Source organism: Bounagaea algeriensis (genome assembly GCF_054491375.1).
Genome location: NZ_CM137102.1, coordinates 599,507 through 626,431, shown reverse-complemented (window position 1 = coordinate 626,431; position 26,925 = coordinate 599,507). Strand labels below are relative to the sequence as shown.

General features: G+C 68.1%; 28 protein-coding genes and 1 tRNA gene. 21 read left to right on the top strand and 8 right to left on the bottom strand.

Annotated features, from left to right (window positions below):
* Positions 1–35 precede the first annotated feature (35 nt).
* The gene (locus ACVGV2_RS02825) at positions 36–680 is read left to right on the top strand and encodes an HAD-IA family hydrolase (RefSeq protein ID WP_459164489.1); all 645 of its coding nucleotides are present in this window, start codon (positions 36–38) and stop codon (positions 678–680) included.
* A gap of 1,297 nt (positions 681–1,977) precedes the next feature.
* Here ACVGV2_RS02825 and ACVGV2_RS02820 read toward each other — a convergent pair.
* On the bottom strand, positions 1,978–2,610 hold the full coding sequence (locus ACVGV2_RS02820; RefSeq protein ID WP_459164488.1) for a hypothetical protein: 633 nt from the start codon (positions 2,608–2,610) through the stop codon (positions 1,978–1,980).
* A gap of 323 nt (positions 2,611–2,933) precedes the next feature.
* Between ACVGV2_RS02820 and ACVGV2_RS02815 the strand changes: the two genes are divergently transcribed.
* Positions 2,934–3,173: a hypothetical protein gene (locus tag ACVGV2_RS02815; protein ID WP_459164487.1), complete on the top strand. Its 240-nt coding sequence runs from the start codon at positions 2,934–2,936 to the stop codon at positions 3,171–3,173.
* Between the two features lie 93 nt (positions 3,174–3,266).
* Positions 3,267–3,452, top strand: a complete 186-nt coding sequence (locus ACVGV2_RS02810) for a hypothetical protein (RefSeq protein WP_459164486.1) — start codon at positions 3,267–3,269, stop codon at positions 3,450–3,452.
* Between the two features lie 954 nt (positions 3,453–4,406).
* Here ACVGV2_RS02810 and ACVGV2_RS02805 read toward each other — a convergent pair.
* Complete coding sequence (locus ACVGV2_RS02805; RefSeq protein ID WP_459164485.1) at positions 4,407–5,336, bottom strand: SUMF1/EgtB/PvdO family nonheme iron enzyme; 930 nt, start codon at positions 5,334–5,336, stop codon at positions 4,407–4,409.
* Between the two features lie 60 nt (positions 5,337–5,396).
* Positions 5,397–6,173, bottom strand: coding sequence for an aminotransferase class IV family protein (locus ACVGV2_RS02800; protein ID WP_459164484.1), 777 nt, complete (start codon positions 6,171–6,173; stop codon positions 5,397–5,399).
* Positions 6,174–6,373: 200 nt separating this feature from the next.
* Between ACVGV2_RS02800 and ACVGV2_RS02795 the strand changes: the two genes are divergently transcribed.
* Positions 6,374–6,571 carry a hypothetical protein gene (locus tag ACVGV2_RS02795; protein ID WP_459164483.1) on the top strand — a complete coding sequence of 66 codons (198 nt, stop codon included), beginning with the start codon at positions 6,374–6,376 and terminating at the stop codon, positions 6,569–6,571.
* A gap of 4 nt (positions 6,572–6,575) precedes the next feature.
* On the opposite strand, the gene ACVGV2_RS02790 is transcribed toward ACVGV2_RS02795, so the two are convergent.
* Complete coding sequence (locus tag ACVGV2_RS02790; RefSeq protein ID WP_459164482.1) at positions 6,576–6,965, bottom strand: GntR family transcriptional regulator; 390 nt, start codon at positions 6,963–6,965, stop codon at positions 6,576–6,578.
* 116 nt (positions 6,966–7,081) lie between these two features.
* On the opposite strand from ACVGV2_RS02790, the gene ACVGV2_RS02785 reads away from it, so the two are divergent.
* From ACVGV2_RS02785 to ACVGV2_RS02735, 11 genes are all read left to right on the top strand, one after another.
* Entirely contained in the window at positions 7,082–7,438 is a 357-nt protein-coding gene (locus ACVGV2_RS02785) for a hypothetical protein (RefSeq protein WP_459164481.1), read from the top strand.
* A 310-nt stretch (positions 7,439–7,748) separates the two neighbouring features.
* Positions 7,749–7,937, top strand: a complete 189-nt coding sequence (locus ACVGV2_RS02780; protein ID WP_459164480.1) for a hypothetical protein — start codon at positions 7,749–7,751, stop codon at positions 7,935–7,937.
* An 89-nt stretch (positions 7,938–8,026) separates the two neighbouring features.
* Positions 8,027–8,293 carry a hypothetical protein gene (locus ACVGV2_RS02775; RefSeq protein ID WP_459164479.1) on the top strand — a complete coding sequence of 89 codons (267 nt, stop codon included), beginning with the start codon at positions 8,027–8,029 and terminating at the stop codon, positions 8,291–8,293.
* Complete coding sequence (locus ACVGV2_RS02770; RefSeq protein WP_459164478.1) at positions 8,293–8,475, top strand: hypothetical protein; 183 nt, start codon at positions 8,293–8,295, stop codon at positions 8,473–8,475. The genes ACVGV2_RS02775 and ACVGV2_RS02770 overlap by 1 nt, the downstream gene beginning before the upstream one ends.
* 78 nt (positions 8,476–8,553) lie before the next feature.
* On the top strand, positions 8,554–10,053 hold the full coding sequence (locus ACVGV2_RS02765) for an FtsK/SpoIIIE domain-containing protein (RefSeq protein WP_459164477.1): 1,500 nt from the start codon (positions 8,554–8,556) through the stop codon (positions 10,051–10,053).
* A gap of 71 nt (positions 10,054–10,124) precedes the next feature.
* Positions 10,125–10,727, top strand: a complete 603-nt coding sequence (locus ACVGV2_RS02760; protein ID WP_459164476.1) for a GGDEF domain-containing protein — start codon at positions 10,125–10,127, stop codon at positions 10,725–10,727.
* Positions 10,724–10,912 carry a hypothetical protein gene (locus ACVGV2_RS02755; RefSeq protein ID WP_459164475.1) on the top strand — a complete coding sequence of 63 codons (189 nt, stop codon included), beginning with the start codon at positions 10,724–10,726 and terminating at the stop codon, positions 10,910–10,912. Before ACVGV2_RS02760 ends, ACVGV2_RS02755 begins: the two co-directional genes overlap by 4 nt.
* Before the next feature lie 19 nt (positions 10,913–10,931).
* Complete coding sequence (locus ACVGV2_RS02750; RefSeq protein WP_459164474.1) at positions 10,932–11,948, top strand: hypothetical protein; 1,017 nt, start codon at positions 10,932–10,934, stop codon at positions 11,946–11,948.
* 83 nt (positions 11,949–12,031) lie between these two features.
* Positions 12,032–13,384 (top strand): replication initiator, encoded by a 1,353-nt coding sequence (locus tag ACVGV2_RS02745; RefSeq protein ID WP_459164473.1) that lies wholly within the window; start codon positions 12,032–12,034, stop codon positions 13,382–13,384.
* Between the two features lie 6 nt (positions 13,385–13,390).
* Entirely contained in the window at positions 13,391–13,573 is a 183-nt protein-coding gene (locus ACVGV2_RS02740) for a helix-turn-helix domain-containing protein (protein WP_459164472.1), read from the top strand.
* A 53-nt stretch (positions 13,574–13,626) separates the two neighbouring features.
* Positions 13,627–14,721: a site-specific integrase gene (locus ACVGV2_RS02735; protein WP_459164471.1), complete on the top strand. Its 1,095-nt coding sequence runs from the start codon at positions 13,627–13,629 to the stop codon at positions 14,719–14,721.
* Positions 14,722–14,793: 72 nt separating this feature from the next.
* Here the strand turns inward: ACVGV2_RS02735 and ACVGV2_RS02730 are convergent.
* Positions 14,794–14,866, bottom strand: a tRNA-Arg gene (locus tag ACVGV2_RS02730).
* Between the two features lie 637 nt (positions 14,867–15,503).
* Here ACVGV2_RS02730 and ACVGV2_RS02725 point away from each other — a divergent pair.
* The 3 genes from ACVGV2_RS02725 to ACVGV2_RS02715 all read left to right on the top strand — a co-directional run bounded on the left by ACVGV2_RS02725 (position 15,504) and on the right by ACVGV2_RS02715 (position 18,791).
* Positions 15,504–16,091 carry a hypothetical protein gene (locus ACVGV2_RS02725; protein ID WP_459164470.1) on the top strand — a complete coding sequence of 196 codons (588 nt, stop codon included), beginning with the start codon at positions 15,504–15,506 and terminating at the stop codon, positions 16,089–16,091.
* A 106-nt stretch (positions 16,092–16,197) separates the two neighbouring features.
* Positions 16,198–18,024: an ABC transporter ATP-binding protein gene (locus ACVGV2_RS02720; RefSeq protein WP_459164469.1), complete on the top strand. Its 1,827-nt coding sequence runs from the start codon at positions 16,198–16,200 to the stop codon at positions 18,022–18,024.
* A gap of 2 nt (positions 18,025–18,026) precedes the next feature.
* A complete protein-coding gene (locus ACVGV2_RS02715; RefSeq protein ID WP_459164468.1) occupies positions 18,027–18,791 on the top strand; it encodes an energy-coupling factor transporter transmembrane component T family protein in 765 nt (254 codons plus the stop codon).
* 90 nt (positions 18,792–18,881) lie between these two features.
* Here ACVGV2_RS02715 and ACVGV2_RS02710 read toward each other — a convergent pair whose 3' ends face one another.
* A complete protein-coding gene (locus ACVGV2_RS02710; protein WP_459164467.1) occupies positions 18,882–20,294 on the bottom strand; it encodes an LCP family protein in 1,413 nt (470 codons plus the stop codon).
* A 772-nt stretch (positions 20,295–21,066) separates the two neighbouring features.
* Positions 21,067–21,432, bottom strand: coding sequence for a hypothetical protein (locus ACVGV2_RS02705; RefSeq protein ID WP_459164466.1), 366 nt, complete (start codon positions 21,430–21,432; stop codon positions 21,067–21,069).
* 398 nt (positions 21,433–21,830) lie between these two features.
* Between ACVGV2_RS02705 and ACVGV2_RS02700 the strand changes: the two genes are divergently transcribed.
* Complete coding sequence (locus tag ACVGV2_RS02700; protein ID WP_459164465.1) at positions 21,831–23,027, top strand: MFS transporter; 1,197 nt, start codon at positions 21,831–21,833, stop codon at positions 23,025–23,027.
* A gap of 5 nt (positions 23,028–23,032) precedes the next feature.
* Here the strand turns inward: ACVGV2_RS02700 and ACVGV2_RS02695 are convergent, their stop codons facing one another.
* Positions 23,033–23,641: a MarR family winged helix-turn-helix transcriptional regulator gene (locus ACVGV2_RS02695; RefSeq protein ID WP_459164464.1), complete on the bottom strand. Its 609-nt coding sequence runs from the start codon at positions 23,639–23,641 to the stop codon at positions 23,033–23,035.
* Positions 23,642–23,770: 129 nt separating this feature from the next.
* Between ACVGV2_RS02695 and ACVGV2_RS02690 the strand changes: the two genes are divergently transcribed.
* Both ACVGV2_RS02690 and ACVGV2_RS02685 read left to right on the top strand, forming a co-directional pair.
* Positions 23,771–25,417 (top strand): FUSC family protein, encoded by a 1,647-nt coding sequence (locus tag ACVGV2_RS02690; RefSeq protein WP_459164463.1) that lies wholly within the window; start codon positions 23,771–23,773, stop codon positions 25,415–25,417.
* 116 nt (positions 25,418–25,533) lie between these two features.
* Positions 25,534–26,715: a macrolide family glycosyltransferase gene (locus ACVGV2_RS02685; protein WP_459164462.1), complete on the top strand. Its 1,182-nt coding sequence runs from the start codon at positions 25,534–25,536 to the stop codon at positions 26,713–26,715.
* The last annotated feature ends 210 nt before the right edge of the window (positions 26,716–26,925 follow it).

Genomic DNA, 26,925 nt, shown 5'->3' with positions numbered 1-26,925 from the left:
TCGAGGTGCGGCACACGGAGCATACCGTGTTGCCCATGCGCTTCCGGATTGACGCCGTCTTGTTCGACATCGATGGGACTTTGGTGGACTCCACTGGCGCGGTGGTTCGCACCTGGAAGACTTGGGCCGCCAAGCACGGTATCGACGCGGAGGAGATCCTCAAGGTATGCCATGGCCGGCGGACCGAGGACACCCTCGCGCTGTTCTTGCCGGCTGAACAACGGGAAGCAGCTGCAGCCGAGTTGGAGCAGCTGGAGCTCGCTGACATGGATGACGTCCTCGCTTTGCCCGGCGCACGCGCCCTGTTGCGGGAGTTGCCTGGTGAGCACTGGTCCGCGGTGACGTCGGGTTCACGGCCCTTGATGCGGGCTCGCCTCGCCGCCGCCGGCCTTCCTGTTCCCGATGTGCTTGTTTCGGCTGAGGACGTCAATGCCGGTAAGCCCGCCCCGGAAGGTTACCTGCACGCGGCTGCCGCACTCGGTTTTGACATCACTCGCTGTGTGGTCGTTGAAGACGCTCCTGCTGGTGTTCAAGCTGGTCGGACTGCAGGAGCGTACACGCTCGCGGTGACTACCACGCACAGTAGTGCGGAGCTGTCTTCGGCGGATGCTGTTGTCTCCGATCTGGGAGCGTGCGCTGTGGAGTGGGCCACGGATGCGCTGGTACTGAGCACGACATGAGCCCCGCCTTGCAAAGGCGGTACAGACACGGCTCTGACCTGCTGATCCGACACATCTTACCTGGTCAGGGCGCTATGGTCCTTGACGTCGTTTGACGACGATCAACAGCCTTGCTCAGCCTCATGTGATCCATAGGTGATCCAGCGCTGCCCCAGAGCTCAAACGCCTGGGGCTACACGTGTTGCGTGAGATGTGCCCTCAGAGTGGGCACTCGTTGACTGCTCTCCCATTCCGATCTCGGTTATAGCAGGCATAGCGTGCCGCGATGGCCCGACTACCAACTATGATCACGAATCCGCGGGTGTTCGCCGCCGTGTGGGGGTCTGTACTCGGTGTCACGCTCGTTACTGAACTGCTGATCCCGCTAAAATCCGGTAGCTCTTGGAGCTTGCTGGTGCATCTTGCCCAGCTTCTGGCAATTGTCGCGATCTTATTGAGAGTCATCTGGGAGGGGCGGACGAGACCTCGACGAAAGCTCGACGACGATGCTCGCTAGTCGCACCCAGTAGCTACGCTCCTATTCCGATCTCGGTCGGCTCGTCTCTAGTGTGCGGGGATGTCGCCGCGTAGGGAGACGCACGGCTGGGGAACTCCGTACGAGGTCCTCGTCGGAGGAGCGGTCGCAGCGTCCGTGACGATGCTGGTTCCCGACCTCGCGCTGGGATGGAAGATCGTGTCGGGTGTAGCAGCATATGCGGCGGTTTTGGTCGTGATCACATGGTTCATGCCAGCTCGTCGCGATCAGTCGAGCCCTGAGGAGTGGGAGCATCGGTGATGAGGCCAGCGTTGGGGCAGCTCAGGAAGGCCAATCGAGGCTATGCCGTTGCGTTCGGCATTGGTACCGCTATCGGTGGTGTCATTGCCGGTGGACTGGGGATGCTGCTTCCGTCGCCGCTGGAGTCCAACCCGGTTGGGGCGTGGATGATGACGGGTTTGGGGCTGCTTACTGCCGTGGTTGCCTTGCTGACGCACGTGTTTGCGCGCCGTAATGAGTCGTCTGGCCCTCCAGAGGATCAAGGATGAGCAGGGAACGGGCGTCCGAGCTGCTTGGTGAGAGGGTCGACTGGGCCCCTGGACTGAGGGTGACACCCGCCTCCGGAGGGCGTTTCGGACATGGCCCTGACCTCCGCCAAGGTGGATTATTCGCAGGTCATGTCGGATCTTTCGTTGACATCGTTTGACGCTGGTTGCCGCTGTTGCTCGGCCTCATGCGCCCCAGATGTGCCCCAGTGGCAGCTGGGGCCAGAGGTGCTGGTGTTGTGCGGCCTACCTCGGCGTCTGCTGATCTGGCCGTTTCCTACCGGTAGCTCGTTGCTGGTGGGATCTCCAGTGCTTTGCGTGCCATCGCGTTGGTGGTGGCTCCTCCGAGGACGGTGGAGTGGCGAATGCCGTTGTAGACCAGGTCCCAGAGGCGTTGGTTGCCGAGGACGTCGGCGGTGGGCAGTTCTACGGTGCGGCCGCCGGCGTCCTCAAGGCGCAGCGCGTCGTTCACTCCGCGGAACGTGTACTTCACTGCACGCAGCTCGTACAGGCGCACCCACCCTTTCGGGGTTTGCAACCACTCAGCTCCGGCTGAACAGTGCAGGCCACGTGTGGCGTACAGCTCCCAGCCGAGGAAGGGAGCGAGGAGGAGCATCAACCACCAGGGCCAGCCCGGATTGACCGCGATCAATCCCCCGAGCACCACCGCGTAGAGCGGAATCAGCACCACGGCAAGTCCGACATCGCACCGGTAGTCGTGCTGATGCCACTCCAAGACAGCACCTTCGCCCTCCGGAGGCGATTGCAGTCGCATGGGAAGATCCTCGAGCGATCCGCTCCGGCGCGTGGGCTGCGTCGTGAGCCGTCGAGCCCGCGGCGGGCGCGGTTCACCGCTGTCCGGCTCGGGCCGCGGTGGCAGCGTCTCCACGTTGTAGAAGTCCTCGTCCACCGAGCTGCTCCTCCCGACGGTCGACGGCCCTGCCGCCGAAGCCTCGGCGATGAGGGTTCGCGGCAGGACACTGTCCGTCGGAACGAATAATGCGCGCCACGGATGCGACAGCGCACGTGCCACGCTGACCTGTGATGATGCCGGATGAGTGTTGAGTAGTCCACGTGATGCTTGCCGCCGTTCGAGACCGCTTCACACGGCGACTCGGTCATATGCGCGCTGTGCACGAGCATTGACGTGTTGCGGCTGGGGCTTCGGCAACGTTGATGCCTGTGGCTGCGCTCCTATTCCGATCATGATGGGTGTCTTCCTAGTGTGTCGGGGTGGTCGAGGAGTCGAAGGCTGATCAGTTCCGAAGCGGTGTGATCGCGGCCGTCGTCTTTGTCGGCGGTGCACTGGTGGTGCTCGGGCCGTTGAATGGCGTCTTGGCGGGTTTCGGTGTCGACCCCGTGGTGCGTGTGGTGGTCGCGCTCGCGGTGCTCGCACTGCTCATTCCTGGGCTGATCTTCGTGCACCGGCGGGTTCGAGCGCGTGTTGGTCAGTCCAGCTCAGAGCAGGCATGACGCTGAAGGTCGCACGAAGGTGAGTGCACGCCTGCTCCGATCACGATCTACTCGCTTTGACCTGCCGGGATGTCACGACATAGGGAGGGCACGATGCGTCAGGTCGTCCTCGGCAGCGTGATGGCTGCGTTGGTGACGATCCTGTTTCCTGAACTTGCTCTGCTGTGGAAGGCCGTGCTGGGTGTGGTGGTGTATGCGGTGGTCTCGCTTGTGATCACGTGGTTTCTGCCTTCTCGCGACAGCCAATCGCGGTCGGAGCTGAAGGGGCGCCTGCGATGAACGCTCGACGTCGGACCGATCTGCTAACTGCGCTGGGCATGCTCCTCACAGGTAGCGCGTTGATCATGACGGGTAGCCCCATCTTGGGAGGCCCGTCCGCGGGGGTCGTGAGCCCGCTTGTGAGGCTCATCCTGGGCGGCATCTGTCTCGCTTTTGCCGTGGGCACGGCCATCTACACCGTCACGAAGCAGAGTTGAGCTCGTTCCCCTTTGTCGCGCAACCACAAGCGGGCGAGCCAGCACGCCCGGGTCAGCATGGCCGCCCGTAGGTTGTGGCGCTGGTGACCCAGCTGCGCAGCGCAACCACACTTGTCTTGGACGGCGCGCCCAGGCGGCCACCCGAGCCACGCAGGGATCCGGCCGCCCGCCGGGCCACCTACGAGGCTCCGCAGCGACCCAGGTGCCAGCCGCAAGCGAGTGTGTCCAGTCGACCCGCACGGCGGCCCCTGCCGGAGACGGTCGCCTGCCTTCCGCTCGCGGCCGGTGACGCCGCCCGCCCACCGCTCGCGCTCGGCCGCCGGGGCGCGCCGGGACCGGCGCCAGCCGCAGCCCGGCGGGCCCCGGCCTGGCCGCAGCGCACAGACAAGCGGGCGGGCGGCCCTCACCGGACGCACCGGCAAGCAGGCAGGCGGCCCCGGCAGGGGCCGCCCTTGATGCAGTAGAGAAATTCTGAACACACGCACACTGAGGCTGCGCTACGTCGTGCATCTCACGTCTTCTGAGCTGCGGAGATGGCGTCTACGTTACGTAGTCTGCACCGGTGATGGACCGGGGTTACGTGCAGGGGCATGCGCTCGTTGGCTCTGCGTGCGTCGTGAGCCTGGTCGCTGCCGAGCTTCTGCCTTCCGACGGCGTTTGGGTCTGGGTATTGCTCGCGGTCGCTGCCTTGCTCCTGGTGGCTGGCGTGGTGCGGTACGTCCGCTCGCGTTAGCACCCGGACCGTCGACCGTCGCACCTACCGGCTAAGTAGGCGCTCCATCTCCTCGGCGGTGATGGTGCAGCGGAAGCCGGTGTCGTCGTCGCACATGGTCTCGGCGGCGTCGTTGAACGAGGACGGTGTGGCGCGTTCGAACGGACTCGTCCACGCCCCACCGCGCAGCTCTCGCCGGCCCGGCCGGGAGGTGGTGGAGAGCCACTCCCACACGTTGCCGCAGAGGTCGTAGGCGCCGTAGGAGCTCGCGCCGCTCTGGTAGCGGTCGACGGGTGTCGTGGCTCCGATGCCGCTTTCGCGCACGTTGCACTTGGCCGGTGTGGGTTGATCGCCCCACGGGTAGACCGTGCCGCGGGTGCCGCGGGCGGCTTTCTCCCACTGCTGCGTCGTGGGCAGGGCCTTGCCGGCCCACTGGGCGTAGGCGGCGGCGTCCTTCCAGGTCACGAACACCACGGGGTGCTCGGCCAGCTCGGTCGGGGATGCGCCGTCGGGCCAGTGCTGCGGCGGGGTGTGTCCGGTCGCTGCGACGAATCGTGCGTACTCGGCGTTGCTCACCGGGTGCACGTCGATGTAGTACGCCGGCACCCACACCGGTTCGTTGCTCGGCCCGGACAGGAACACGCTCGCGTCGACCTTGACCATCAGGCTGCCATCGGCGGGGTGACGCACCTGGGTGCTGCCGATGAGCTCGGTCTCCTCGGAGGAGCCAGCGACCAGGCGCCCGTCAGTGAGGTACTTGAAGCGGGCTTGCGTGTCGGAGTCGCTGCGCTGCAGACAGGTGTCGAGCGTCGCTTGGTTCACCGGCCGCGGGGTGATCTCCGCCTCGGCGGCTTCCCACTTCGAGATCATGCGCTCGCTGACGCCGAGATGAGCGGCGAACTCCCGAATGCTCATCCGCATGGCGTCCCGTAGTGCGCGGACTTCGACCCCGGTCCACTGCTGAACTGTCGCCAACTGCCGCATCTCCCCTGCGTTGTTGTTCCACAGGGGAGAGTAACGGCTTGATCGTCCGTGTCACACCGGTTCGGGCGGGATATCCGCGTGCAGTTCGCGGAGCTCGTGAATCACCTTGTGATCCGTGTCCCACTCGGCGCCTTCAATCGACCTGATCGGCCGGACGCCGGTGGCCGCGTTCGTCGCGAACGCCGCGTCCATGGTCACCAGGTCGCCGAGGGTGATCGGCTCGGTGGTGACCGGCTCGTCGAGAGCCTGGTTGATCAGGCGCATGGTCACACCGGGCAGCATCTCCGAACGCGGCCAGATGACCTGCCCGTCACGGACGAAGCCGATGTTGGACGTGGCGAGCTCGGAGATCGTCCCGTCCGGGTTGAGGAACAGCACGTCGTCGTAGCCTTCGCGCTGGGCGGTGCGGCGGTGGCGCATGGCGCCGTAGAGCCCGACGTGCTTCACAGCCGGTTCCTCGCGGCGGTACGAGGTCGCTTGCAACCGCCAGGGTTTCGGCTCTGTCTGGCCCGCTTCGCGGGTTGTCACCAGGACCTGCGGCTCGGCCTCGGCCCCGATCGTTCCCATCCCCAAGTCCGGGTCGAAGACGGTCACCCGCGCCACGGTGCGCTGCCCCTCGGTCAGCACGTTGCGCACGTAGTCGCGGACGCGCTCGGTGTCGAGTTCGGTGCCGAACAGGTGGCGGCAGTCGCGGGTCAAGCGCTGCATGTGCAGGGACAGGCCGCGCACCTTGCCGTCCTCGACCAGCATCGAGGTGAAGTGCCCGTAGTTCGTCAACGCGAGGGCCTTGATCTGGTCGAGCGTGGCCGGAGTGCCGTTCAGTTCCATGCCCGCCACCCTCCCACTTCACGTGGGCTGACTGAAGCTGCGCTGCACCGAAGTTCAGGGAAAGTTCAGCAGGTCGGGTTCAGTGAAAGTGCAGCGGAGAGGTGGTTGCAGGGCAGTACCCAACGCGCGGTTCAGGGCGCAGTCTTGAGATGTGACCGACAACGGCTCAGCTGAAATCCGCCGCACGGAAGGAAAGACTGATGGCCAAGAACATCGCTCGCGGGACCACGGCGAACAGTTGGGTGCTGCCGAAGCTGCTCTTCGCTGCCGCCCTGGTGGGCTTCGTGGCGTTGGTCATGACCAGCCCGGCCGAGGCCGCCACGTTGGTGAAGACCGGCGGTGCCGGGTTCAGCAGTGCCGCGGAGGCGCTGGCGACGTTCGTCAACGGCCTCGAGTAACTCCTTACTCGGAACCGTCGTCGGCACGTTCGGCGAGGGCCGCCATGCGCGCTTCGAGTTCGGACAACGAGGCTTCGAGTCGCTGGGCGTCCTCGCGGAGACCGGCGAGCTCCTCCTTGGTCTGCATCAGCTCCGCGGAGAGGTTGACGTCCTCCGAGCTGTCCCGGACCTGGGCGCCGGCGTTCGCCTTGATCGAGACCGCCCCGCGGTCCCGCAACAGACGAACAGCACTGAGAGCCGTGTTGACCGCCACCTCGTACTCGCCGGCCAGGCTCCGATAGGTCGGCAGCGGATCACCGGGCCGGAACTCGCCGGCCTGGATGCGGGACAGCAAGGCATCCGCTACGCGGTGGCTCGCCGGGCGCTTGTCCTCCGGATCAGTGCTCGTGGTCACGCGCACCACCCTACCCAAAACGTCTTGCGACATGGCGGGTTGACAGCCCCGATGTCGCGCCGTATGTTCTAAGACATAAGCGATGTCTTGCGACATCACACATCGAGGAGGTAACCATGCTGCGGAACATCCCGGTCCTGCTGGAGGGCTACAAGCTCCAGGTCTCGGAGGAGCCGACGGTGAAGACGCGTGAGGACGAGAACGGCAACGAGGTCGTGGTCACCGACTACCAGGGTGCGACGCAGTACCTCGTCAGCTTGTTCGTGAAGCCCGTCGGCCAGGACGGCAAGCCTCGCGGCAAGGGCGACGAGATCAAGGTGACGGTGGCGACCGAGCCGGAGGAAGAGGTCACCGAAGGCTCTCGGGTGGAGTTGGTCGATCCGCGGGTGTCGCACTGGCAGAACGACTTCGGCAACGGCACCACCTCGGGCCTGTCGTGGAAGGCCACCGGCATCAAGCCGATCAACCACTGAGCGATACGAGCTCCGCTTCCTCTGAGTAACACTCACAACGTCGCCCTCTTGGGCACTGTTCTTTGATAATTCCACAGTGGGCCGAGCTGTGTCTGAAACCAGCGCATATGGGCTGCGCTGGAGACTTTCTTGGCCCCCGATTCGGCGTTTCGTCTCGGGGGTCTTGTTGGCCTCCATTGTCGAGACTCGGGAAAGGATGATGAGTCGTGTCGTTGGCGTATTGCCCGGCGTGTCACTGCGACCGGTGGCGCTATGTCCACTCTGCGGACCAGTTCTGCAATCACAAGCGCATCGCAAAGCGGGGTGTGTGATGTACGGACGAGTGTTTCCTCTTGATCCCGGTGAGGACGACCCGCGGTTCTCGACGGGGATGATCAAAGATGTGGCGAGCGCGATGGAGCGGCATGGCTACCCGCCGTTTGCCGCGTACTCCCCGGTCGACGTCACCGAGCTGCATTTGACGTTGTTCGGCTTCCTCTACCGCGGAGGTGACTTTTGATGATGTGTCTGGACTTTCACGGCCGGGGGTGTTTGGGCTCGGCGCAGGTGTCGGTGTTGATGAACGAGCAGGAAAGGGTGTGATGCACGGTGGCCGTGTCGAACGTCAAGGACGTGGTGAACAAGCAGCTGACGATGCGCACCGAACAGGTCTCACGGATCCACGTGCTCGGGCTCATGCTCGATGAGCTGAAACGGAGCTTGGATCGGATCGAGGCGTTGGAAGGGTCGATCGTGGATGAGCGCAAGTTCCGCGAGTTGCAGGAGTTGAAAGGCAAGGCCGAAGCATCGGTGACGCGGTTGCGGGATGCGTTGGCCAAGCAGGGCGGGCAGCAGGTCGCGAAGGGCTACAAGTAATGCGCAACAACGGTCAGGACGTGCACAAGACGGCGCAGAAGATCGATGGCGCGATGTGGAGCGTCAACAAGATCACCACCCGCTTCGGCGTGCCGAAAGGGGTCGCCCACGAGTTGACGAACACCAAGAAGGCGGTCGGCGATGTGATCGCGAAGATGGAAATGATCGAACGGCGCCAGTAACCGCAGACAGGAAACGTGTCTCCTGCGCCCGGCTCCAAATCTGGGGTCGGGCGCTTTCATGTCCCGGAGGGGGTTGTGGTGAGCAGTAACGAGAACACGCAGACACCGGCGCGGCAGGTGGCGCGATGGATCGCCCGGCACCCGCGGATCTCCAGTGTGACGGGCGGTCTCGGCGGTTGCTGTGGCTACTTCGGCCTCGTGCCGACACTGCTCACGGCCGGAACCGCGGTGCTGGCAGCCCTCGGCGTCGGGTTGAGCTGGCGGGCTCTGGACCGGCCGACGTTCGACCGGTGCGCCGGCCGGTTCGTGCGGGCCTGGTGGCGCCGATGGTTCGTCTACTACCGCAAGTGGCAGGTGGTGACCAGCAACACCGGGCTGACCACCGTCGACAAACATGGCACCACCCGCGCCCCGCGGATCCGGCGGGTGCGCTCGAGTTGGTGCTGGGATTCGGTGACGGTGCGCATGACCCCGGCCCAGGAGCAGAAGGACTACGAGCAGGTGTTGAACCGGTTGGCGAATACCTACCGGGCCCGCACCGCGTCCTTGCGCACCCTCAAGCCCGGATTGGTGAGCCTGGATTTCCAGCGGTTCGAACCCTTCGATGACCTGTTCCTCCCGCTCGCGGCGCTGCCGGAGACATCGGACGCGGTCAACCTCTCCCGCCTGGTGGTGGGCAAGGACCAGTACGGCCGGGACTACGCCATCAACCTGTGGACGCAGGTGCACATCCTCTTCGCCGGGGCCACCGGCTCGGGCAAGGGCTCGTGGATGTGGGGCCTGTTCCGCGCCCTGGCACCGATGATCAAGGAGGGGTCGGTGCGGTTGTGGGTGATCGATCCCAAGGGCGGCATGGAGTTCGGCGCCGGTCGGGCGATGTTTCACCGCTTCGCCGAATCCGCCGACGAGGGTCTGGAGCTCACCCGCGAGTACACCGCGGTGCTCGATCAGCGCAAGACCGAACTCGGGCGGCAGGGCAACCGCGACCACAGCCCCACGCCGGAGCAGCCGTGGGAGATCCTGGTCTGCGACGAGTTCGCGGGCATGACCGAGTTCGCCGACAACACCGTGAGCAACGAGTTCGAAAAGCTCATCGGCAAGGCCATCAGCCAGTACCGCGCCGTCGGCGGCCGGGTGATGGGCGCGGTGCAAGAACCGAGCAAGGACAACGTGCCCGTGCGCGGGTTGATCCCCACCAAGATCGTGCTGCGCGTGGAAGAGGCCGGGCACGTGGACATGACCCTTGGTGAAGGCGCCCGGGAACGCGGGGCGTTCGCTGATCAGATCTCGGAGTTCTTGCCCGGGGTGGGCTACGTCAAACACGAAGGCCGCGAACCGCTGCGCGTGCGAGCCGCCTACACCTCGGACGCGGACATTGCCGCACTCGTGGACTACTGCACCACCCCCGAGGCCACCGTCACCACCCTGCCCACCACCTGGGCCACCGACACCGACGGCGAGGAGGACAAGGGCGCCGACGTTATCGAGGACGCCGAGGACGGCGACGTCCTCCTGGACCTCGCGGATCTCGAACAGATCGAGGTCTACGACGGGGACGACGACGAGGACGTCGCCTGACCTGCCCCTTTTCCCCTCTCGGCCCGCCGGATCGGCGGGTCGTTTTCATGCCTGAGAGGAGCGGACTAACCGTGTTGACCGAACTGGCCTTACTGGCCACCTCACTGGCCGGCACCGGTGCTGCCTACTACGCCCGCACCCTGTTCCGGAGACTGCACACCGACGCGCTGACCGGGCTGGGCAACCGCGCCGAGCTCTACCGCCGCTTCGGCCGTCTCTGTCTACTGGCTCGTCACCGCGAGCCGGTCGCGCTGCTGCTCGGCGACGTCGACCAGTTCAAGACGCTGAACGACACCCACGGGCACCGCTTCGGCGACCAGGTGTTGCAGAGCCTCGCCGGAGACCTCGACGGGCTCTGCGGGCCGGGTGAGCTGGCGGTGCGGCTGCACGGCGACGAGTTCGCCGTGCTGATCACCGGCGACGGCGCCGAACACGCCGAGTCCCGCGCGGTCGCCATCAGCCGCGCGTTGTCCGGCACACGGGTCATCGACGGCCAACCGGTCGAGGTGGTCACCTCGTGGGGCGCGGCCACCATCCCCATCAGCCCGCATGCGGCGCTGACGCACGTGCTCTCCCGCGCCGATGCCCGCATGTATCGGGCCAAACCCACCCGCCCGACCACCGGCCGCTCAACTATTGCCGCCCGCTCGCACTCCGTGGAGATTGTCCGATGATCCCGCTGCTGCTCGTCCACGTCACCGGCCGCGGCATTGCCCTCACGCTGCTGTTCACCCTGCTCACCCTGGCCGGCATCGCCGGGTTGTGGTGGGTCTTCGGTCCCGGCCCCGCGGTGCTGGCGGCCCTGGCGGTGATCGGGCTGATCCGCGGGGTGATGCACCTGTTCACCCCGCCGCAGTGAGCCGAAAGGACGCCCTGCCATGGCATTGCGCCGCGCCAAGAGCACCGAGGGGCACACCCGGCGGGTGGCCGACCTCGAATACGCCATCGCCGAATCCCGCCGGCTGCGGCCGCTGCTCTCGGATCCGGACCATGTGGCGGTGGTGATGCAGCGCCACGCCCGCCGCACGCTGGCCGGACTGTGGATCTTCCTCTGCCTCGGGCTGGTATTCACCACCACCGGGGTGCAACGCTTCCTCGCCGCCGGCACCAGCCCGGCCGATCCGCTGTGGTGGGCGGCCTGGTGCGTCGAGCCCATGTTCGCCGGACTACTGGTCACCTTGTTGAACTTCGAAGCCGCGATCCTTTCCCACGGCGTGCAGCCGGGCCATGCCTGGTGGTCGCGGCTGAAACACACGCTGCTGGCCTCCACCCTGGCCATGAACGTCATCCCCCAACTCGCGCCACTGCTCGGCGACGGCGTATTCAACCTGGGCTCGCTGGCGGTGCACGCCATCGTGCCGCTCATCGTCTACGGCGTCGCCGAAGTCATCCCCCTCATCCAAGCCCGCACGCGGCAGATCATCCAACAGGTCAACGACCAGGCGGCCGGCCAACCAGCAGACTTCCGGCCCGGTGAACCGGAACCGGATCCGGTCTCCGAACTCTCGGACCCGGCCGCGGAGCACGGCGAGCCGGCCACATCGATGGCCCCGGAGACCGCACCCCCGTCGGCACCGGAGTCTGCTCCCCGACACATCCCCACGGCCGATCAACCAACGACCCCCGGGGCCGCCGCGGAAACCTACCCATCCGATACGGCCGCACCCGGCAGCGACACCCGGCCAGACATCACGGACCTGGCCGCCGTGCGCTCGCTGAAACTGCCCGAGTCGGTGGTGGCCAAGCTCCGTGACGCCTACGACGGCGCTGCTGCCCAGGGCCGGGAGATCACCACGGCTGACGTGCAACAGGCCGTGAAACTGCCCGACGCGATGGCCGACCGCATCGTCACCGAACTCACCGGCCACAACGGCCACCCGGTGGCCGCCCCGTAATCGACTCCGCAACAGCTCGGCGGGAGCGCTCGCCGAGCACCTGGCGGTGCCTCCCGCCCGTACCTGGGAGGTGACCGCTTCTCGTGGTGCTACCCGCACTCTCTTCGACCGATCCGCTGACCCGACGGCTGCAGGCTCCCGACTACGACACGTGGCGCGCCAAAGTGCACTCCACCGGCGGGTGCCTCAACCCGGTGCACCTCTCCGGCCGGTGGGCGATCACCGACACGGCCACCGGCGCCGAACTCAAAGCTACCCAGGGCCAAATCATGGCCCCCTGCGGCAACCGCCGCGAATCCGTCTGCCCCGCCTGCTCCGACCGCTACGCCGCCGACGCCTTCCACCTGCTGCGCGCGGGCCTGGCCGGCGGCTCCAAGGGTGTTCCCGAGGACGTCGCGAGCAAGCCGCGGCTGTTCGTCACCCTGACCGCCCCGAGCTTCGGGCCCGTGCACAACCGACCGGCCACCAAGACCGGCAAGCCCCGTCCGTGCCGGTGCGGCACCCGACATCACGAAGCGGACTCGCGGCTCGGACAACCCATCGATCCCGAGTCCTACGACTACACCGGCCACGTGCTCTGGCAAGCCCACGCCTCGAAACTCTGGCACCGCTTCACCATCGCCCTACAGCGGCACCTCGCCCAGGCCGCCGGGCTCCGTGTGCGCGAGTTCGGCGAACACGCCCGGCTGTCCTACGCGAAAGTGGCCGAGTTCCAACGCCGCGGGCTCATCCACTTCCACGCCGTCCTCCGCGTCGACGGACCCGACGGTCCCGACGACGAGACCCCGGCCTGGGCAACCACGTCCCTGGTGACTGAGGCCATTCGTGGTGCCCACCGGGACAGCCATCTGCCGGCCCCCGACGTGGACGGCCAGTCGCGGGAGTTCACCTGGGGCGAGCAACTCGACATCCGCCCCGTCCAACCTGCCGACGCGGCCCAATTCGAAGAGCCGGACGGGGCGATCTCGGATGACCGCATCGCCTCCTACGTGGCCAAGTACGCCACCAAGGGCACCGGCAAGTCCGAAGCCGCCGACCGCCGGCTGCGCTCCCGGTCGCACATCGAGCTCATCCCCACCTCGCAGCACCACCGGCGGATCATGCGCACCGCCTGGGACCTCGCCGAAAACGACGAGTTGGCCGAACTCAAGCTGCGCCACTGGGCGCACATGCTCGCCTTCCGCGGCCACTTCCTCACCAAATCGAAGCGCTACTCCACCACCTTCAAACGGCTGCGCGGTGACCGGCAGCGCTTCCGGTTCGAGGAAAACCTCGCCGAACTCGACGTGGACGAAGAGTCCGTGCTCGTGGTCAACCACTGGGAAATGACCCACATCGGCCACCGCTCCGACGAGGAACGCGAACTCGCCGAAGCCATCGGAAACCGCACCCGCGAACTGCGAAAGCTCAAGTACGCCAACGAAAGAAAGGAGTGATCGGGTATGTTTCGCAACCTTTGGAGCCCCATTGAGGTCGCCGACTACCTCGGCGTACCCGTGCAAACCGTGTACCAGTGGCGCAGCCGTGGCTTCGGCCCACCAGGCCGCCGCATCGGCAAACACGTTCGCTACAAACCCGACGACGTCGAATCCTGGTTCGACGCACAAGCCGAGGGGATCCTCTGATGCCGCGTCCACCGCTTCCGCTGGGAACTCATGGGGAGATCCGCTACTACCGAGTGAGTGCGAAGAAGTGGCGTGCCCGCACCAACTTTCGCGACTACGACGGTGCGACGCGCCCCGTGCTGCGGACCGGCTCGAGCAAGCAAGCTGCCAGAAGCAACCTTCTCGAAGCGCTTCGGGATCGCGGACGGGCCTCGCAGGACGAAGAGATCACCTCAACCACCAAGATCAAGGCACTGGCGGGCTTGTGGCTCCGCGAGCTCAACGAATCCGACAAGGCGCGCCGCACGAAGGAGACCTATCACGAAGCGTGGTCCCGCGATCTCGCTGACGCCGTCGGAGAGCTGAGAGTCTCTGAAGTCACCACGGCATTGGCGACTCGCGTGCTCCGGGCCGTGCAAGAACACGCAGGTGCCGGAAGTGCGAAGCACGCCAAGGTCGTCCTGAGCGGGGTCATGGGGCTCGCCGTGCGATACGACGCGAGCGAGTCCAATCCGATCGGGGACGTGGTGCTGGCATCTCAGAGCCGGCGCTCGGCTCGCCAATCGAAGGTCTCCGTCACGGTTGATGACCTCCCGGTGTTGCGCAAGCACCTGCGAGGCAACAAGACATGGAGGAATCGCGACCTCCCGGACGTTGTCGACGCTCTGGCCGGACTCGGCTGCCGCATCGGCGAGCTGTTGGCCCTGGACTGGTCCAAGGTCGATTTCACGGCCGGAACGATCGCGATCGAAGGGACCACCATCCGGGTCACCGGCTCCGGGCTGGCGGTCCAGGAGCACACGAAGTCCTCGGCCGGCATGCGCACCGTGACACCCCCCAAGTGGCTCATGGACCTTCTCCGACGTCGTTATGCGAAGGCGGAAGCACCGTGGGTCTTTCCCACCATCACCGGCACGCTGCGTGACCCGGACAACATGCGCGGTTTCCTGCGGGAAGCGGTCAGGGACACGCAGTGGGAAGGACTCCATCCGCACGCGTTCCGCCACCTGGTCGCCACCGAGCTCGACCGCGCCGGCCTCTCAGCCCGGGAGATCGCCGACTACCTCGGCCACGAGCGCGTGAGCATGACCCAGGACGTGTACATGAACCGCAAGACCGTGGGCAACTCCGCGGCGGAAGCCCTGGCCTCGCTGGAGACCGGGACGTGAAGCAAAGGTGGTAATAAGGTGGTAACCGATCTTGCTCCGGGCCGGTTACCACCGCTGTGCCCTGGGATGATGCGCCCCCGGCAGGATTCGAACCTGCGACACCCACTTTAGGAGAGTGGTGCTCTATCCCCTGAGCTACGAGGGCTCGCCCACCGGTGTGCGGCGGATCGTTCCCAGGATACCTGGTGGGAAGATCGCCGCCGCGATCCGGCCGGTCGCGGCGGCGATGCCCGGGTGCACGGTCGGAAGTCGTTCCGCCGTTCCCCGGACCAGTACGACGGAGCGAAGCAGCAGGCCGGTGCCGCAGGCAGGTCGGATCGGCAGACCGGTGCAGCACCGAGCAGTGCGGTGGGCCGAGGCGCGCAGAGCAGTGCGGCAGACCCTGCAGCAGGTACCTGCAGCAGACCGGCCCGCGCAAGGTTTACAAACGGAAGGTGTTCCTCCATTCTCCGGAGCACGCACGTCCGGCAACCGCGGCGGCCCCGAGCCCGGCTCACCCGAACCCGCCTCGCTCCGGCCGCCGACTCGCCCGAACGCGGCACCGCTGCGACCGATGCAGCCCCAGGTGCTGATCACGCACCGCGCTCGCCCGAACCGCGTGCGTTCGTTTTTGCGGTCTTCGACGAGCCACGACCTGAACGCAGCCCGGGATTCACTCGCGGTTCACGGCCGAGATTTCCCATACGAGGCGACCCTCGAACGAGGGACGAAAAGCAGCGCTGGACGCCACCGCATCGACACCACGGGCCCGCAAGCGCCCTGGTCTGGAGAAACGAGAGCGAATGACTTCGCAGAACGATGAAAAGACAGCGCGCCCGGCGGCACAGGCGAACACGACACCGAAGACCATGGTGGTCGCCGCCCTGGTCGCGGTGCTGTTCTTCTTCGGGCTGATGATCTTCGAACGCATCCCGGAGATCCCGGTTGACATCGACTTCAAGCCGTTCTTCATCCCGTTCCTCTTCCTCGCCCTGCTGCCGCGCGGACTGCCCACGTTCGCCATCCCGATCGGCGCCGCCGTCGGCGAGGCCATCGGCGACATCCTCGAGGGCTACGAAGTGGACGACCCGTTCGGATTCGCCGGCTACTTCATCGGCTTCGCCGTGGCCGGCTACATGATGAGCGGCAAGCAGCTGAACTGGCTGCGCATCGGAACCGCCTGCCTCGTGGGCTCGCTGGTGCAAGCCGTGATCGAGGGCTCGGCCTTCCTGGCCTTCGGCGAGGAAGGCGTCGGCGTGACCATCTACAGCGCCCTCGGCAACACCATCACGCACGGCATCATCCTCGGCGCGCTGGTCACGGTCCCGCTCGCCTTCGCACTGCACGGACGCATCGAGCGACTCCTCGGGTTCACCCCCTCGCCGAAGTGACCACTCGCTGACCGCGGGCAATGCTGCCCGCCTTCCGACAGCGCCGCGGCCCGGACGGACACCCGCCCCGGGCCGCGGCGCCTCCCAGCTGAGCAGAGGAGTCCGATTGATCCGCACCCGCAGTCTCGACCTCACCTACCCGGACCAGGCGCGGGCCGCTTTCCACGGCGTCGACCTCGATCTGCGCCCCGGAACCGTCCTCGGGGTCGTCGGGCCGATGGGCGCCGGGAAGACGTCGCTGTGCACGACGCTGGCCGGGCTGGCCCCCCGCAGCACCGGCGGCACGTCCGAGGGCACCCTGGACGTGGCCGGCATCGATCCGCGGGAGTCCTCGATCACCGAGGTGGCGCAGCGGGTGAGCCTCGTGTTCGAGGACTACGCCTCCCAGCTCACCCAGATCACCGTGCTCTCCGAGGTGATGGCTCCGCTGATCAACCACGGCACCCCGGTCGAACAGGCCCGGCAACGCGCCCGGCAGCTGCTCGATGAGCTCGGGCTCGGAGCCGTCGACGCGGAGCACAAACGCACCTGGGAACTCTCCGGCGGACAGCAGCAGCGCGTGGCCATCGCCGCGGCCCTGGCCGGCGAGCCGCAGTTGCTCGTGCTCGACAACGTCACCGGCCTGCTCGATCCGTCCGGCAAGGAGGAGATCCGCCGGCTCGCGCTCGAACTGTCCGGGACGATGACGCTGGTCGTGGTCGAGGACGACGTGGACCTGCTGGTCGGAATGGCCGACGAGCTGCTGGTCCTGCAGGACGGGGACGTGCGGGCGCAGGGCGCCGCCGGTGAACTGCTCCGCGATGCGGACCTGCTCACCGCCGCCCAGGTGGAACCGCCCATCGCGATCCGCATCGCGCGCGCGGCGGGCCTCCCCGACGCTCCGCTCACGTCGGAGGAACTGTCCTCTGCCGGCCTCGCGTTCGACGTCGAACCGGAACTCGGGGGCGAGCAGGTCCTCGCGGACCGGTCCCCGCTCGATGACCGGACGGCTCCCGAAGGCGGACCGGCGGCCGCGGGCGTCGTGTCCACTGAGGACTCCGTTGGCGCTGCGTCCGTCGAGGACGAACCGGGCGCTTCCGACCGGGCCGTCGAGGTGCGCGGCGCCGGGTACCTCTACCGCGACGGCACGCCCGCCGTGCGGGACGTTTCCCTGCACGTCGCGCCCGGCCAGGTGCACGCCGTCGTCGGCGGCAACGGCGCCGGCAAGTCCACCCTCATGCGGATGCTGTGCGGGCTGCTGCGCCCCAGTTCCGGCGACGTGCTCGTCGGCGGGCGCAACACCCGCGAGCACCACGCGGCCGAGCTGGCCCGCACCGTCGGCACGGTGCTGCAGAACCCCGACGAGCAGATCACCGAGCGCACGGTGCACGACGAGATCTCCTACGCCCTGCGCCAGCATCGCGTGCGCAAGCGCGGCTGGTTCCGACGCGAAATCGTGCTCAGCGACGAGCAGATCTCCGCCGCCGTCCAGTGGGCGCGGGAGCTGGCGGGAGTTCCCGAGGAGCTGCTGCAGTCCGATCCGACGCAGTTGTCCCGCGGGCTGCGCAAGCTCGTCGCGATCGCCGGGGCGCTCGCCCTCGACCCGGCGGTGCTCGTGCTCGACGAGCCGCGGGTGTCGCTGGACGCACCCGCCCGGGAGACGCTGCACCGCCTGTTGCACCGGCTCCGCGACCGCGGCACGGCCGTCGTGATGGTCGAGCACGACCTCGACCTCGTCGCCGAGACCGCGGACACGGTCACGCTGCTCGAGCAGGGTCGCACGGTTGCCGACGGCACGGTCCGCGACGTGTTCGGCGCCGGCGGTGCCGAGGTGCTCGCCCGCACTTCCCTGCTGCCCCCGCGAGCGGCCCGAATCGCTTCCCGCCTGGGCGCGGAGGCGTATTCGGTCGCCGAACTCGCCGCCCAGCTCCGCCCGACCCCCCAGGAAGTCTGAGCATGCGCGTCCCCCTGCTGCACACCGACAAGGACACCGTCCTGCACCGCCGCGATCCGCGCATCAAGCTGGTGCTGTTCGCGCTGGTGATCCTCTTCCTCTACGCCGCACCCAGCTGGCCGTGGATGCTCGGCGCCACCGTCGCCGGGCTCGCGCTGAGCATCGTCGCGCGCGTGCCGCCGATCGCGCTGCTTCTCCTGTGGCTGTTGCAGCTGCCCAACTTCATCGGACTGGTGATCGTGCCGCTGTGGCGCGACCTCTCGGTGGGCGAGTTCGCGCCGTTCGACGGCGACATGGACTTCGGCCTGCGGCTCGGGTTCGCGTGGTCGGCCGCGCTGTTCTTGAGCTTGGCGCTGCTGTCGACGATGTCACCGGACAAGCTCACCGACGGCATGCGCGGGCTGCGGGTACCCGAGCCGCTGTGCTTCCTCGTCGGCTACGCGTTCCTGCTCATGTACGCGAGCCTGGCCGACATCTTCCGCACCGTCGACGCGATGAAGATCAAGGGCATCGAGTTGAGCCTCCGCCGGCCGGTGCGTGCTTTCGGCAACGCGACCAAGTTGTTCATCCCGGCGATCATCATCATGGCGCGGCGCGCCGGCACGATGATGTCCACGCTGCAGTTGCGCGGTTTCTCCTTCTCGCAGCGGCGTCCCGCGACGACGCTCAGCGCCGTCGGCGCGGCCGATGTGGCGCTGCTGGGGGCTGGGTTGGCGTTGTTCGCCACCGTCGTCGCCGTCCGGTTCACCCCGCTGCTCGGGGCCTGACCCCGGCTTTCGGACGCGGCCGGGTGGAACGTTTCTCGAGAAAAGTCGCAGACTTTTCTCGAGAAACGTTCAAACACCTGTGCAGAGTGCTCAACAGGCCGCTGTCACGCCGCTGTCGTTCTGCACGGCGGTGGCCTCCGGCTTCTCGCCGGCTTCGGACTGGTCGATCGTGTCCTGGGCGATCGCCCGGATCCGGTCGAAGTCGGGGCTGCTCGGTTCGATCAGCGGCGGCATGAACTGGGTGCTGCCCGCCGGTTCGATCTTCTCGGCCAGTTTCGCCAGGTCCTGGAGCATGTCGGCGGGGATGTCGGTGCGGACGTTGTCCTTCGCCGCCGCGGCCATCTTGTGGTAGTGGTTCAGCACCGTCATCGGATCGGCCTGGTCGGCGAGCGTGGAGAGCATGCACCGCTGCCGCTCCATCCGGTCGTAGTCGCTGCCGCCGGTGCGCGAGCGGGCGTACCACAGCGCCTCAGTGCCGTCGAGGTGCTGCGGCCCGGGCCGGAAGTACTCGCCGGTTTCGCCCATCGGCATGCGCTGGGCGACGTTGACGTCGACGCCGCCCATGGCATCCACGAGGCCGCGGAAGCCGTCGAGGTCGACCTGCGCGAAGTGGTGCACGGGCATGCCGAGAATTTCGGACACGGTGCCCTTGAGCAGGTCTGCGCCCGGGTTCTCGGTGTCGGGCGCGATTTCCGGCTGGAATTCCGCGCCTTCGCGGTAGACGGCGTTGAGCAGTCCCGAGTACCCGTCGGGGTAGCGCGCCTTCGCCGGGCCTTCCGGCATCGGCGCGTTCTGCAGGTTCCGCGGCAGGCTCAGCAGCACGGTCCTGCCGGTGTCCTGGTCCACACTGGCCAGAACCATCGTGTCCGGTCGCGTGCCGACGCGTCCGTCGCCAGCATCGCTGCCGAGCAGCAGCACGTTGAGCCGGTCGACACCGGGCAGCGGCTTCGCCGATTGCCGGGGGTCCTCGGCGTTCGCCGCCGCGGCGGACGACCGGCCGCCGGCGCCGTCCGCGAACACGGTGGTGACCAGGTCGTACTGGGAGTAGGCGTAGTGCGCCACGAGCGTCGGGGGGATCGCCACGGCAGCGCACAGTCCGAGCACCGCCACCCGGGCGGTGCGGGCGCGGCGCCTGGAGATGCCCTTCGGCCGCACCGCGTTGTACGAGGTGATCACGAGGGCGACCCACGCGGGGACGGCCACGAGCGCTGTCGCGGTGACGAGCAGCAGCACCGCCGGGCGCACGGCCGCGTCCACGACGTGTTCGCGGCCGAGGTTGACCACGGCGAACGCCACGGAGACCCAGATCAGCACACCGAAGGCGGCGAGGATCGTCGCGGTGCGTCGGCGCCCCGCGTGCCAGTGGGCCACGCCCGGGGTGAGCACCGACAGCAGGGTCAGCCACAGCGCGCGCCGTCGTGATGTGTCCGCAGTGGACCGTCGGGGAGATTCGGGGAAACGCTCAGGCTCGGGGGGAGCGGGGTTGGTCATGCCTTGCGTCATGTAAGCGAGATTGATCCTCGTCATCACAGCCCGCATCTCCGCACTGGGGTTGATCACCCGATATGATGATCTGCGTTTTTCTTGATCAGGTTTCTTGATCAACAGTACGGATCATTACAGCTCGCATTTAACACACTTTCCCCCGCTCGGATTACAGCATGCAGCTGGCTTGATCCCGACCCGTTGCCTATCTTCCGCCGCGCCCACCGGGGCGCCAACCGCGCTTCCGGTTCTGCACCGACCCTTGCTGATCAACGCTGCGCGAGGATCCGCGCACGGCAGTCGTGCACGCGTCCTGTGAATGTTCCTCGAGTCTCATCGACACCACTGCGTCGCGAATCCGCCGCTGCGAATCCGCCGCCGCGAATCCGCCGAGGGCCTCCGGAAATCCGTTGCGCACGCAAGAAATCCACTGGTTTCCGCGGAAAAATCGCGCCACGCCGGGTGTCGCGTGGCGAACATTCCCGGTGCGTCGTATCGTCACCGACGTCCCTGCTGAAGCACGCAAGGAGTCGCAGTGGAATTATTATTACGGTGACCACCCGCGGTATCCCCGTACCCGCCGAAGTGGAGGCCGCGCCTCGAGCGCCGGCCTCCACTCCGGATTTTCGCGTGCTCGGGGAGCGGCACGCACGCGGTCCCGCTCCCCGAGCAATTCCACGATCACCAACCGCACCAGAGCCGAAAGTTCGGATCCCGCAGCGATTCTCGAACTCCGCAAGTGGATGCGGCAGGATCCCGCCCCTCGCATCAGGAGCCAGCACGTGGACGCTCAGCTGCGGTCACGAGCGGCGCGACGGCGCTGAACCCACGACACCACACCGCTGATGACCAGCATCGCGGCCCCTCCAACCGCCGCGATCGCAGCCACCGAAATCCGGTCCGAGGTGACGTCCTGCTTGCTCCGGTCCTCGTCCTGGCTCTGCGGCACCGGTTCCGCCGACACCGGTATCGCCGCCCCGAGCGGACTTCCACCGCTCGCGGAAACGGACTCCCGCACCTCGGAGAGCGCGGACATGTCCGCGCTCGAGGCGCTCGCACCGGCCGGAACGAGCACCAGCACCACACCGGCGGCTCCCGTCGCGAGCCGTTGCGGCATCCTGCGGGGCTGGCGCGCCTGCCGGACAGTCGAATTCACCGTCATCCTCCGCAACCCGTGGACTCGCTGTTCTGTGACAGTACGGAGAACACCGCGCGGTCGCCGCGCCGAAGCACCGACACGGGGACTGCCGCGGACACGAACCACCCGAGTCAGCGACCCGAGGGCCGAGCTCCGCTGACCGGTTCGCGGATGACTTGAGCTCGTCGGGCTTGGGCCGCGCATTGACACCATGCCTAATATGACGTGACTCGTGTCCCGCGTGGGCGCGAAGGCGACGGCGACACGCAGGAGACGCAGAGCAACGCGCAGGGCGGCAGCAGAGCGACGCGCGGGGACGTGCGCAGTCACCGCGAGCGGTGGCGCGCAGCGCTGTCGGCCCCGCTCGGCAGGACCGACCGCGACCGGCGGGGTGCGGTGACGTGCAGGAGGGTGCGATGGCAACGCGGCTGCTGACGTGGCCGAGCGTGCTGTGCTGGGTCACGGTCATGCTCGAGGGCTACGACCTCGTCGTGCTCGGGGCGATCATCCCCGTGCTGCTGGACACCGGATACCTCGGCTTCACACCGGCCTCGGCCACGGCGGTGGCCACCATGTCACTGGTGGGTGTGGCCATCGGCGCTGCCAGCGTCGGCCCGCTGGCCGACAGGTTCGGCCGCAGGCCCGTGCTCATGGCCTCGGTCGTGCTGTTCTCGGTACTGACCCTGGTGCTGCCGCTGGCTCCGAGCGTGGCGATGTTCGCCGCGTTGCGCCTGCTCGCCGGCATCGGACTGGGTGCGTGCATGCCCGCGGCGCTGACGATCATGTCGGAGTACCTGCCGGCGACGCAGCGGGCGCGGGCCAACACGATCACGATGACCGGCTACCACGTGGGCGCGGTGCTCACCTCGCTGCTGGCGCTGCTCGCGGGTGAGCACTGGGCGGTGCTGTTCTACGCGCTCGGCATCGTCGGGCTGGGCGTGGTGGTGCTCATGTGGTTCCACCTGCCCGAGTCGGAGGTGTTCGCCTCCGCGCGCGAAGGCTCCGCGCGCGTCGGGTTCCGCGACCTGCTGAGTCCGCGCCTGCTGCGCGCGGGCGTGGGCGTGTGGGTCGGGTCGTTCATGGGCCTGCTGCTGGTGTACGGGCTGAACACGTGGCTGCCGGAGTTGATGCGCAGCGCCGGCTACAACGTGGCGACCTCGGTGGCGCAGCTGCTGGTGCTCAACGTCGGTGCCGTGGTCGGGCTCGTGCTGGCGGGTTTCATCGCCGACCGGCGCGGCATCAAGCCGACGATCCTGGTGTGGTTCGCGGTCAGCGCCGTGCTGCTGGCACTGCTGAGCATCCGCATGGAAAACGCGCTGCTGCTGCACATCGCGGTTTTCGTGACCGGTGTGTTCGTGTTCTCCGCGCAAGTGCTCATCTTCGCCTACGTCGCCGAGTTCTACCCCGACCGGCTGCGCGGGACGGCGCTGGGCTTCACCTCGGGCATCGGGCGGTTCGGCGCGATCGCCGGCCCGTTCGTGACGGGTGCGCTGGTCACCGCGGGGATCGCGTACCCGTACGGGTTCTACTTCTTCGGCGCGGTCGCGTTGTGCGGTGTGCTGGCGGTGGCGTTCGTGCCGCGGAGCCGCTCCGAGCCCGCGGTCACCGGCTGACCTGCTCAGCCGGCCTCGGCGGTGCCCGGATCGGCCGGCTGCGCGCCGTCCGTCCCGTCGGTTCCCGTGCCGACCTCTTCGGTGCGGCGTTGCAACTGCGCGGTCAGCGCGGCCGTGGCGCTGGGATCTTCGATGGCGGCGAGCAGCTGCGCGAGACCTTCGCTGACGGCGTGCTGCGTGTCCGGGTCGAGGTGGCCGACCAGGCGCCGTTCCGCTTCGAGGTTGCGGGACATGAGGCGGTCGACGAGTTCGCGTCCGTGCTCGGTCAGCGCGATGTGCGCGCTGCGGCGGTCGCGCGCGTCCACCATCCGCTCGAGCAGTCCGCGTTCGACGAGCTGGTGCAGCCGTTTCGTGGTCGCCGCACCCGAGGAGGTGGTCTGCTTCGTCAGTTCCCCGGGCGTGACCGGCTCCCTGTTCCGGCGCAGCGCGCTGAGCATGTCGAACTCGGCGCGGTTGAGCCCCTCACCGGCGATGGCGGCATCGAGCTGGTTGCGCAGGAGCGTCGCCGCGCGCAGGATCCGCCCGACGAGGTCGATGCTCGTGGTGTCGAGGTCGGGCCGCACCTCGGCCCATTGGGCGCGCACCACGTCGACGAAGTCGCGTCGCTGGTTCACCCGACCAGTGTGGCACAGCACTCAGTTCCGCCCGCTGCCCAGGATCAAGCTGTGCGCTGCGAAGAGACACCCAACACAAGTCTCCGCACATTAGTGTTTTACTGGTGAAACACAAGTAGCCTGGTGTCCGTGCCCCGAACAGTGCTGCTTCGCGACATCCGACAGACCTTCCGCATCGCCCCCGCCGAAGCGACGACTTGGCCCGCGGTCCGCGCAGGACTGGCGACCCTGCTTCCGCTGCTGGTGCTGCTCGCAACCGACCGCCTCGACCTCATGGCCGGCTCCCTGTTCGGCAGCTTCGTCACCCTCTACGGCCGTGACGAGCCGTACCCGCGGCGGGCGCGCACCCTCGCCTGCGTCGGCCTCGGCCTCGTGGCCGCCGTCGCCGCCGGCGGCCTCGTCTCCACCGCGATCGCCGAGCCCGCCTGGCGCGAAGCCGTCTCCGCCGCCGTGCTGGCCGTCGTCGCCGCCGCGGCCACCGCGGCCAGCAACGCGGTGCGCCTCGGCCCGCCCGGCGGACTCATCTTCGCGTTCGCCGTGGGCTCCTGCGCCCACCTGCCGCTGACCTGGCCCGTGCTCGCGCAACTCGTCGCCGTTTCACTGGGCAGCGCCGCTCTCGGCTGGCTGTTCTGCCTCAGCGGAGCGCTCGTCGACACCTTCGCCCCGCCCCGCCGCGCCGTCGGCAAAACGATCCGGCAGGTCGCCGCCCACACCGAGAACGCCGACAACGGCGAGCGCAGCTGGCAGAGCGCGGCCGCCGCAGTCCGCGACGCGTGGCACGTGCTCTCGGACAGCACGCGGGCGCAGCGCGAGCACCCCACCTACGCGCGGCTGACCCGCGCCGTCGCCGCGTGCGAAGCCGCGCTCACCGCGCCCGCACCGGATGCGGCGACCGCCCAGCGGCTGCGTGAACTGGAACGCTCGCTGCACCTGCGCGGATCCGAGCCCGCCGAAGCCGACACCCGCACCTCCACCGCACGACCCCCGCGCCGGCACGTGCTGCGCGGCACAGCGGCCGCCGCGCGCGGAGGCCGTCGCCACGAGTGGGGCTGGGTGCTCGCCGCGGGCACCCGGGTGGCCGCCGCCTCGCTCCTCGCCGTCGGGCTGGCCAACCTGTTCGGCATCGGGCACGCCTACTGGGCCGCCGTCTCCGCCGTCGCCGTGCTGCAGGTCACCTCCGCGGCGCGCTCGCTTCCGCGGCTGCTGCAACGCAGCACGGGCACGGTGCTCGGCGTGCTCATCGGCGCGTTCGTGCTGCACCTCGACCCGGCCGCGTGGGTCGGCGTCGTGCTCGTGGCCGCGTTCCAGTGGGCCGCAGAAATGGTCGTCATCCGCAACTACTCGATCGCGGTGGTCTTCGCGACCCCGGTGGCGCTGCTGGCCAGCACGCTGCCCCTGCCGCAGGAGCAGGACGGCGTGGCGGTGAGCCGCCTGCTGGCCACCCTGCTCGGCGCGGTCGTGGCGCTCGTCATCGCTCGCGCGCTGCCGAACCGCACCGCGGCGGTCGCCCGCTTCGAACGCGCCCTGCACCGGGTGCGGCGGCTGCTCGAAGACCCCGCTCCCGATCTCGGCCGGCTCACCATCGCCGTCGCGGAGCTGCGCGACGCGCACGAGGCGCTCACCGGCGAGAGCACGCGCACCGGCGAGCACGACGAGCTGCTGTCCAGCACGCTCCGCCGCGCCTCTCGGCGCCTCGACCCCGGTGCCGCCGAACGGCACGCTCCGCACCCGGCAGCTCGCTCCGCCGCACGGCCTCGGCAAGCGCGCTCCGTGTGATCTCGACCATGCGGTGCGCGGACACCGACCGGGCACCCGCCCCGCCGGTTCTACGGTGGATCGGTCGAGACCGGCCACCACCGCCTGCGACCAACAGTTGCCGTCCTGAGGAAGCCATGCACATTGCCGTGACCAGCGTGCCCGCCGCAGGGCACGTGAATCCGACGCTGCCGGTGGTCCGCGAGTTGACCCGCCGCGGGCACACCGTCACCTACGCGACGCACGAACGCTGCCGCGGCGAAGTCGAAGCCGCCGGGGCCGAACTGGTCAGCCTGCCCGGGGACATGCCCCGCCCGGACCCGGAAGACCTGGACGCGACCGCGCGGCAGCTGGACGAGACGCTGCGCGCCGACGTCGCCGTCCTGCGCGAGGCCTTCACCCGGAACCCACCGCAGGCCATCTGCTACGACATGATGACCACGGCCGGCTGGATAGCCAGCGCAGCGCTCGGCATCCCCGGGGTGGCGCTCGTGCCCACGCACGCGAGCAACGAGCACTTCTCGCTGCGCCGGGACCTGATGGAGGCGGCGACCACGACGGCGATGCCGCCGGGGCACGTCGAGATGTTCGGTCGGATGCAGCAGGTGCTCACCGATCTCGGCGAGGAGATCGGCGTGGACACCTCGGGCATCTTCGAGGGCGAACCGTCGCCGTTGAACATCGTGTTCCTGCCGCGCGAGTTCCAGTACTCCGGTGAGACCTTCGACGAGCGGTTCCGCTTCGTCGGGCCGTCGGTCGGCCCGCGAAGCCATGAGGACTGGGTCCCGGCGCGTGCGGACGCTCCGGTGCTGTTCGTCTCGCTGGGCACGGCCTTCAACGATCGCCCCGAGTTCTTCCGCGCGTGCCTGGAGGCGTTCGGCGACAGCAGCTGGCAGGTCGCCATGGCCGTGGGCGAGCGCGTGGACCCCTCAGCGCTCGGCAGCGTTCCGGACAACATCGACGTGCGCACGTACTTCCCGCAGCCCGCGGTGCTGCGGCACACCGACGTCTTCCTCTCGCACACGGGGATGAACTCGACGATGGAGGCGATCCACTTCGGCGTTCCCCTCGTGGCCGTGCCGCAGATGCCGGAGCAGGAGGCGAACGCGCGGCGGGTCGAGGCGCTCGGACTGGGAAGGCAGCTCACAGCGGAGGCCACCGCCGAGAACTTGCGCGAGTCCGTCGACGAGGTGCGCGCCGACACCGCGATGCGGGAGAACATCGCGCGCATGAGCGAACTCCTGCGCGGGTGCGGCGGCGCGGCCGCGGCCACCGATGCGCTGGAGGAGCACCTGACCGCCGTGCACAGCCCGACCTGAGCCTCGTCCGCTGCGGTCGTTGCGCCTGAGCGGCTGGGCGTAGCGTGCCTGAGCGGCTGCGGTGCCAGTCGGCTGGGTCGCCGCCGGCTTCGGGGTGAGCTCGCCGTGTCGCGGTACGGAGCAGGCTGTCGACATCGCCGCCGGAGTTGCCGGTGTAGCTGCGCAGCCACCGCACGCCCGACCTCACGGGACAGAACAGCTAGCTGTCGT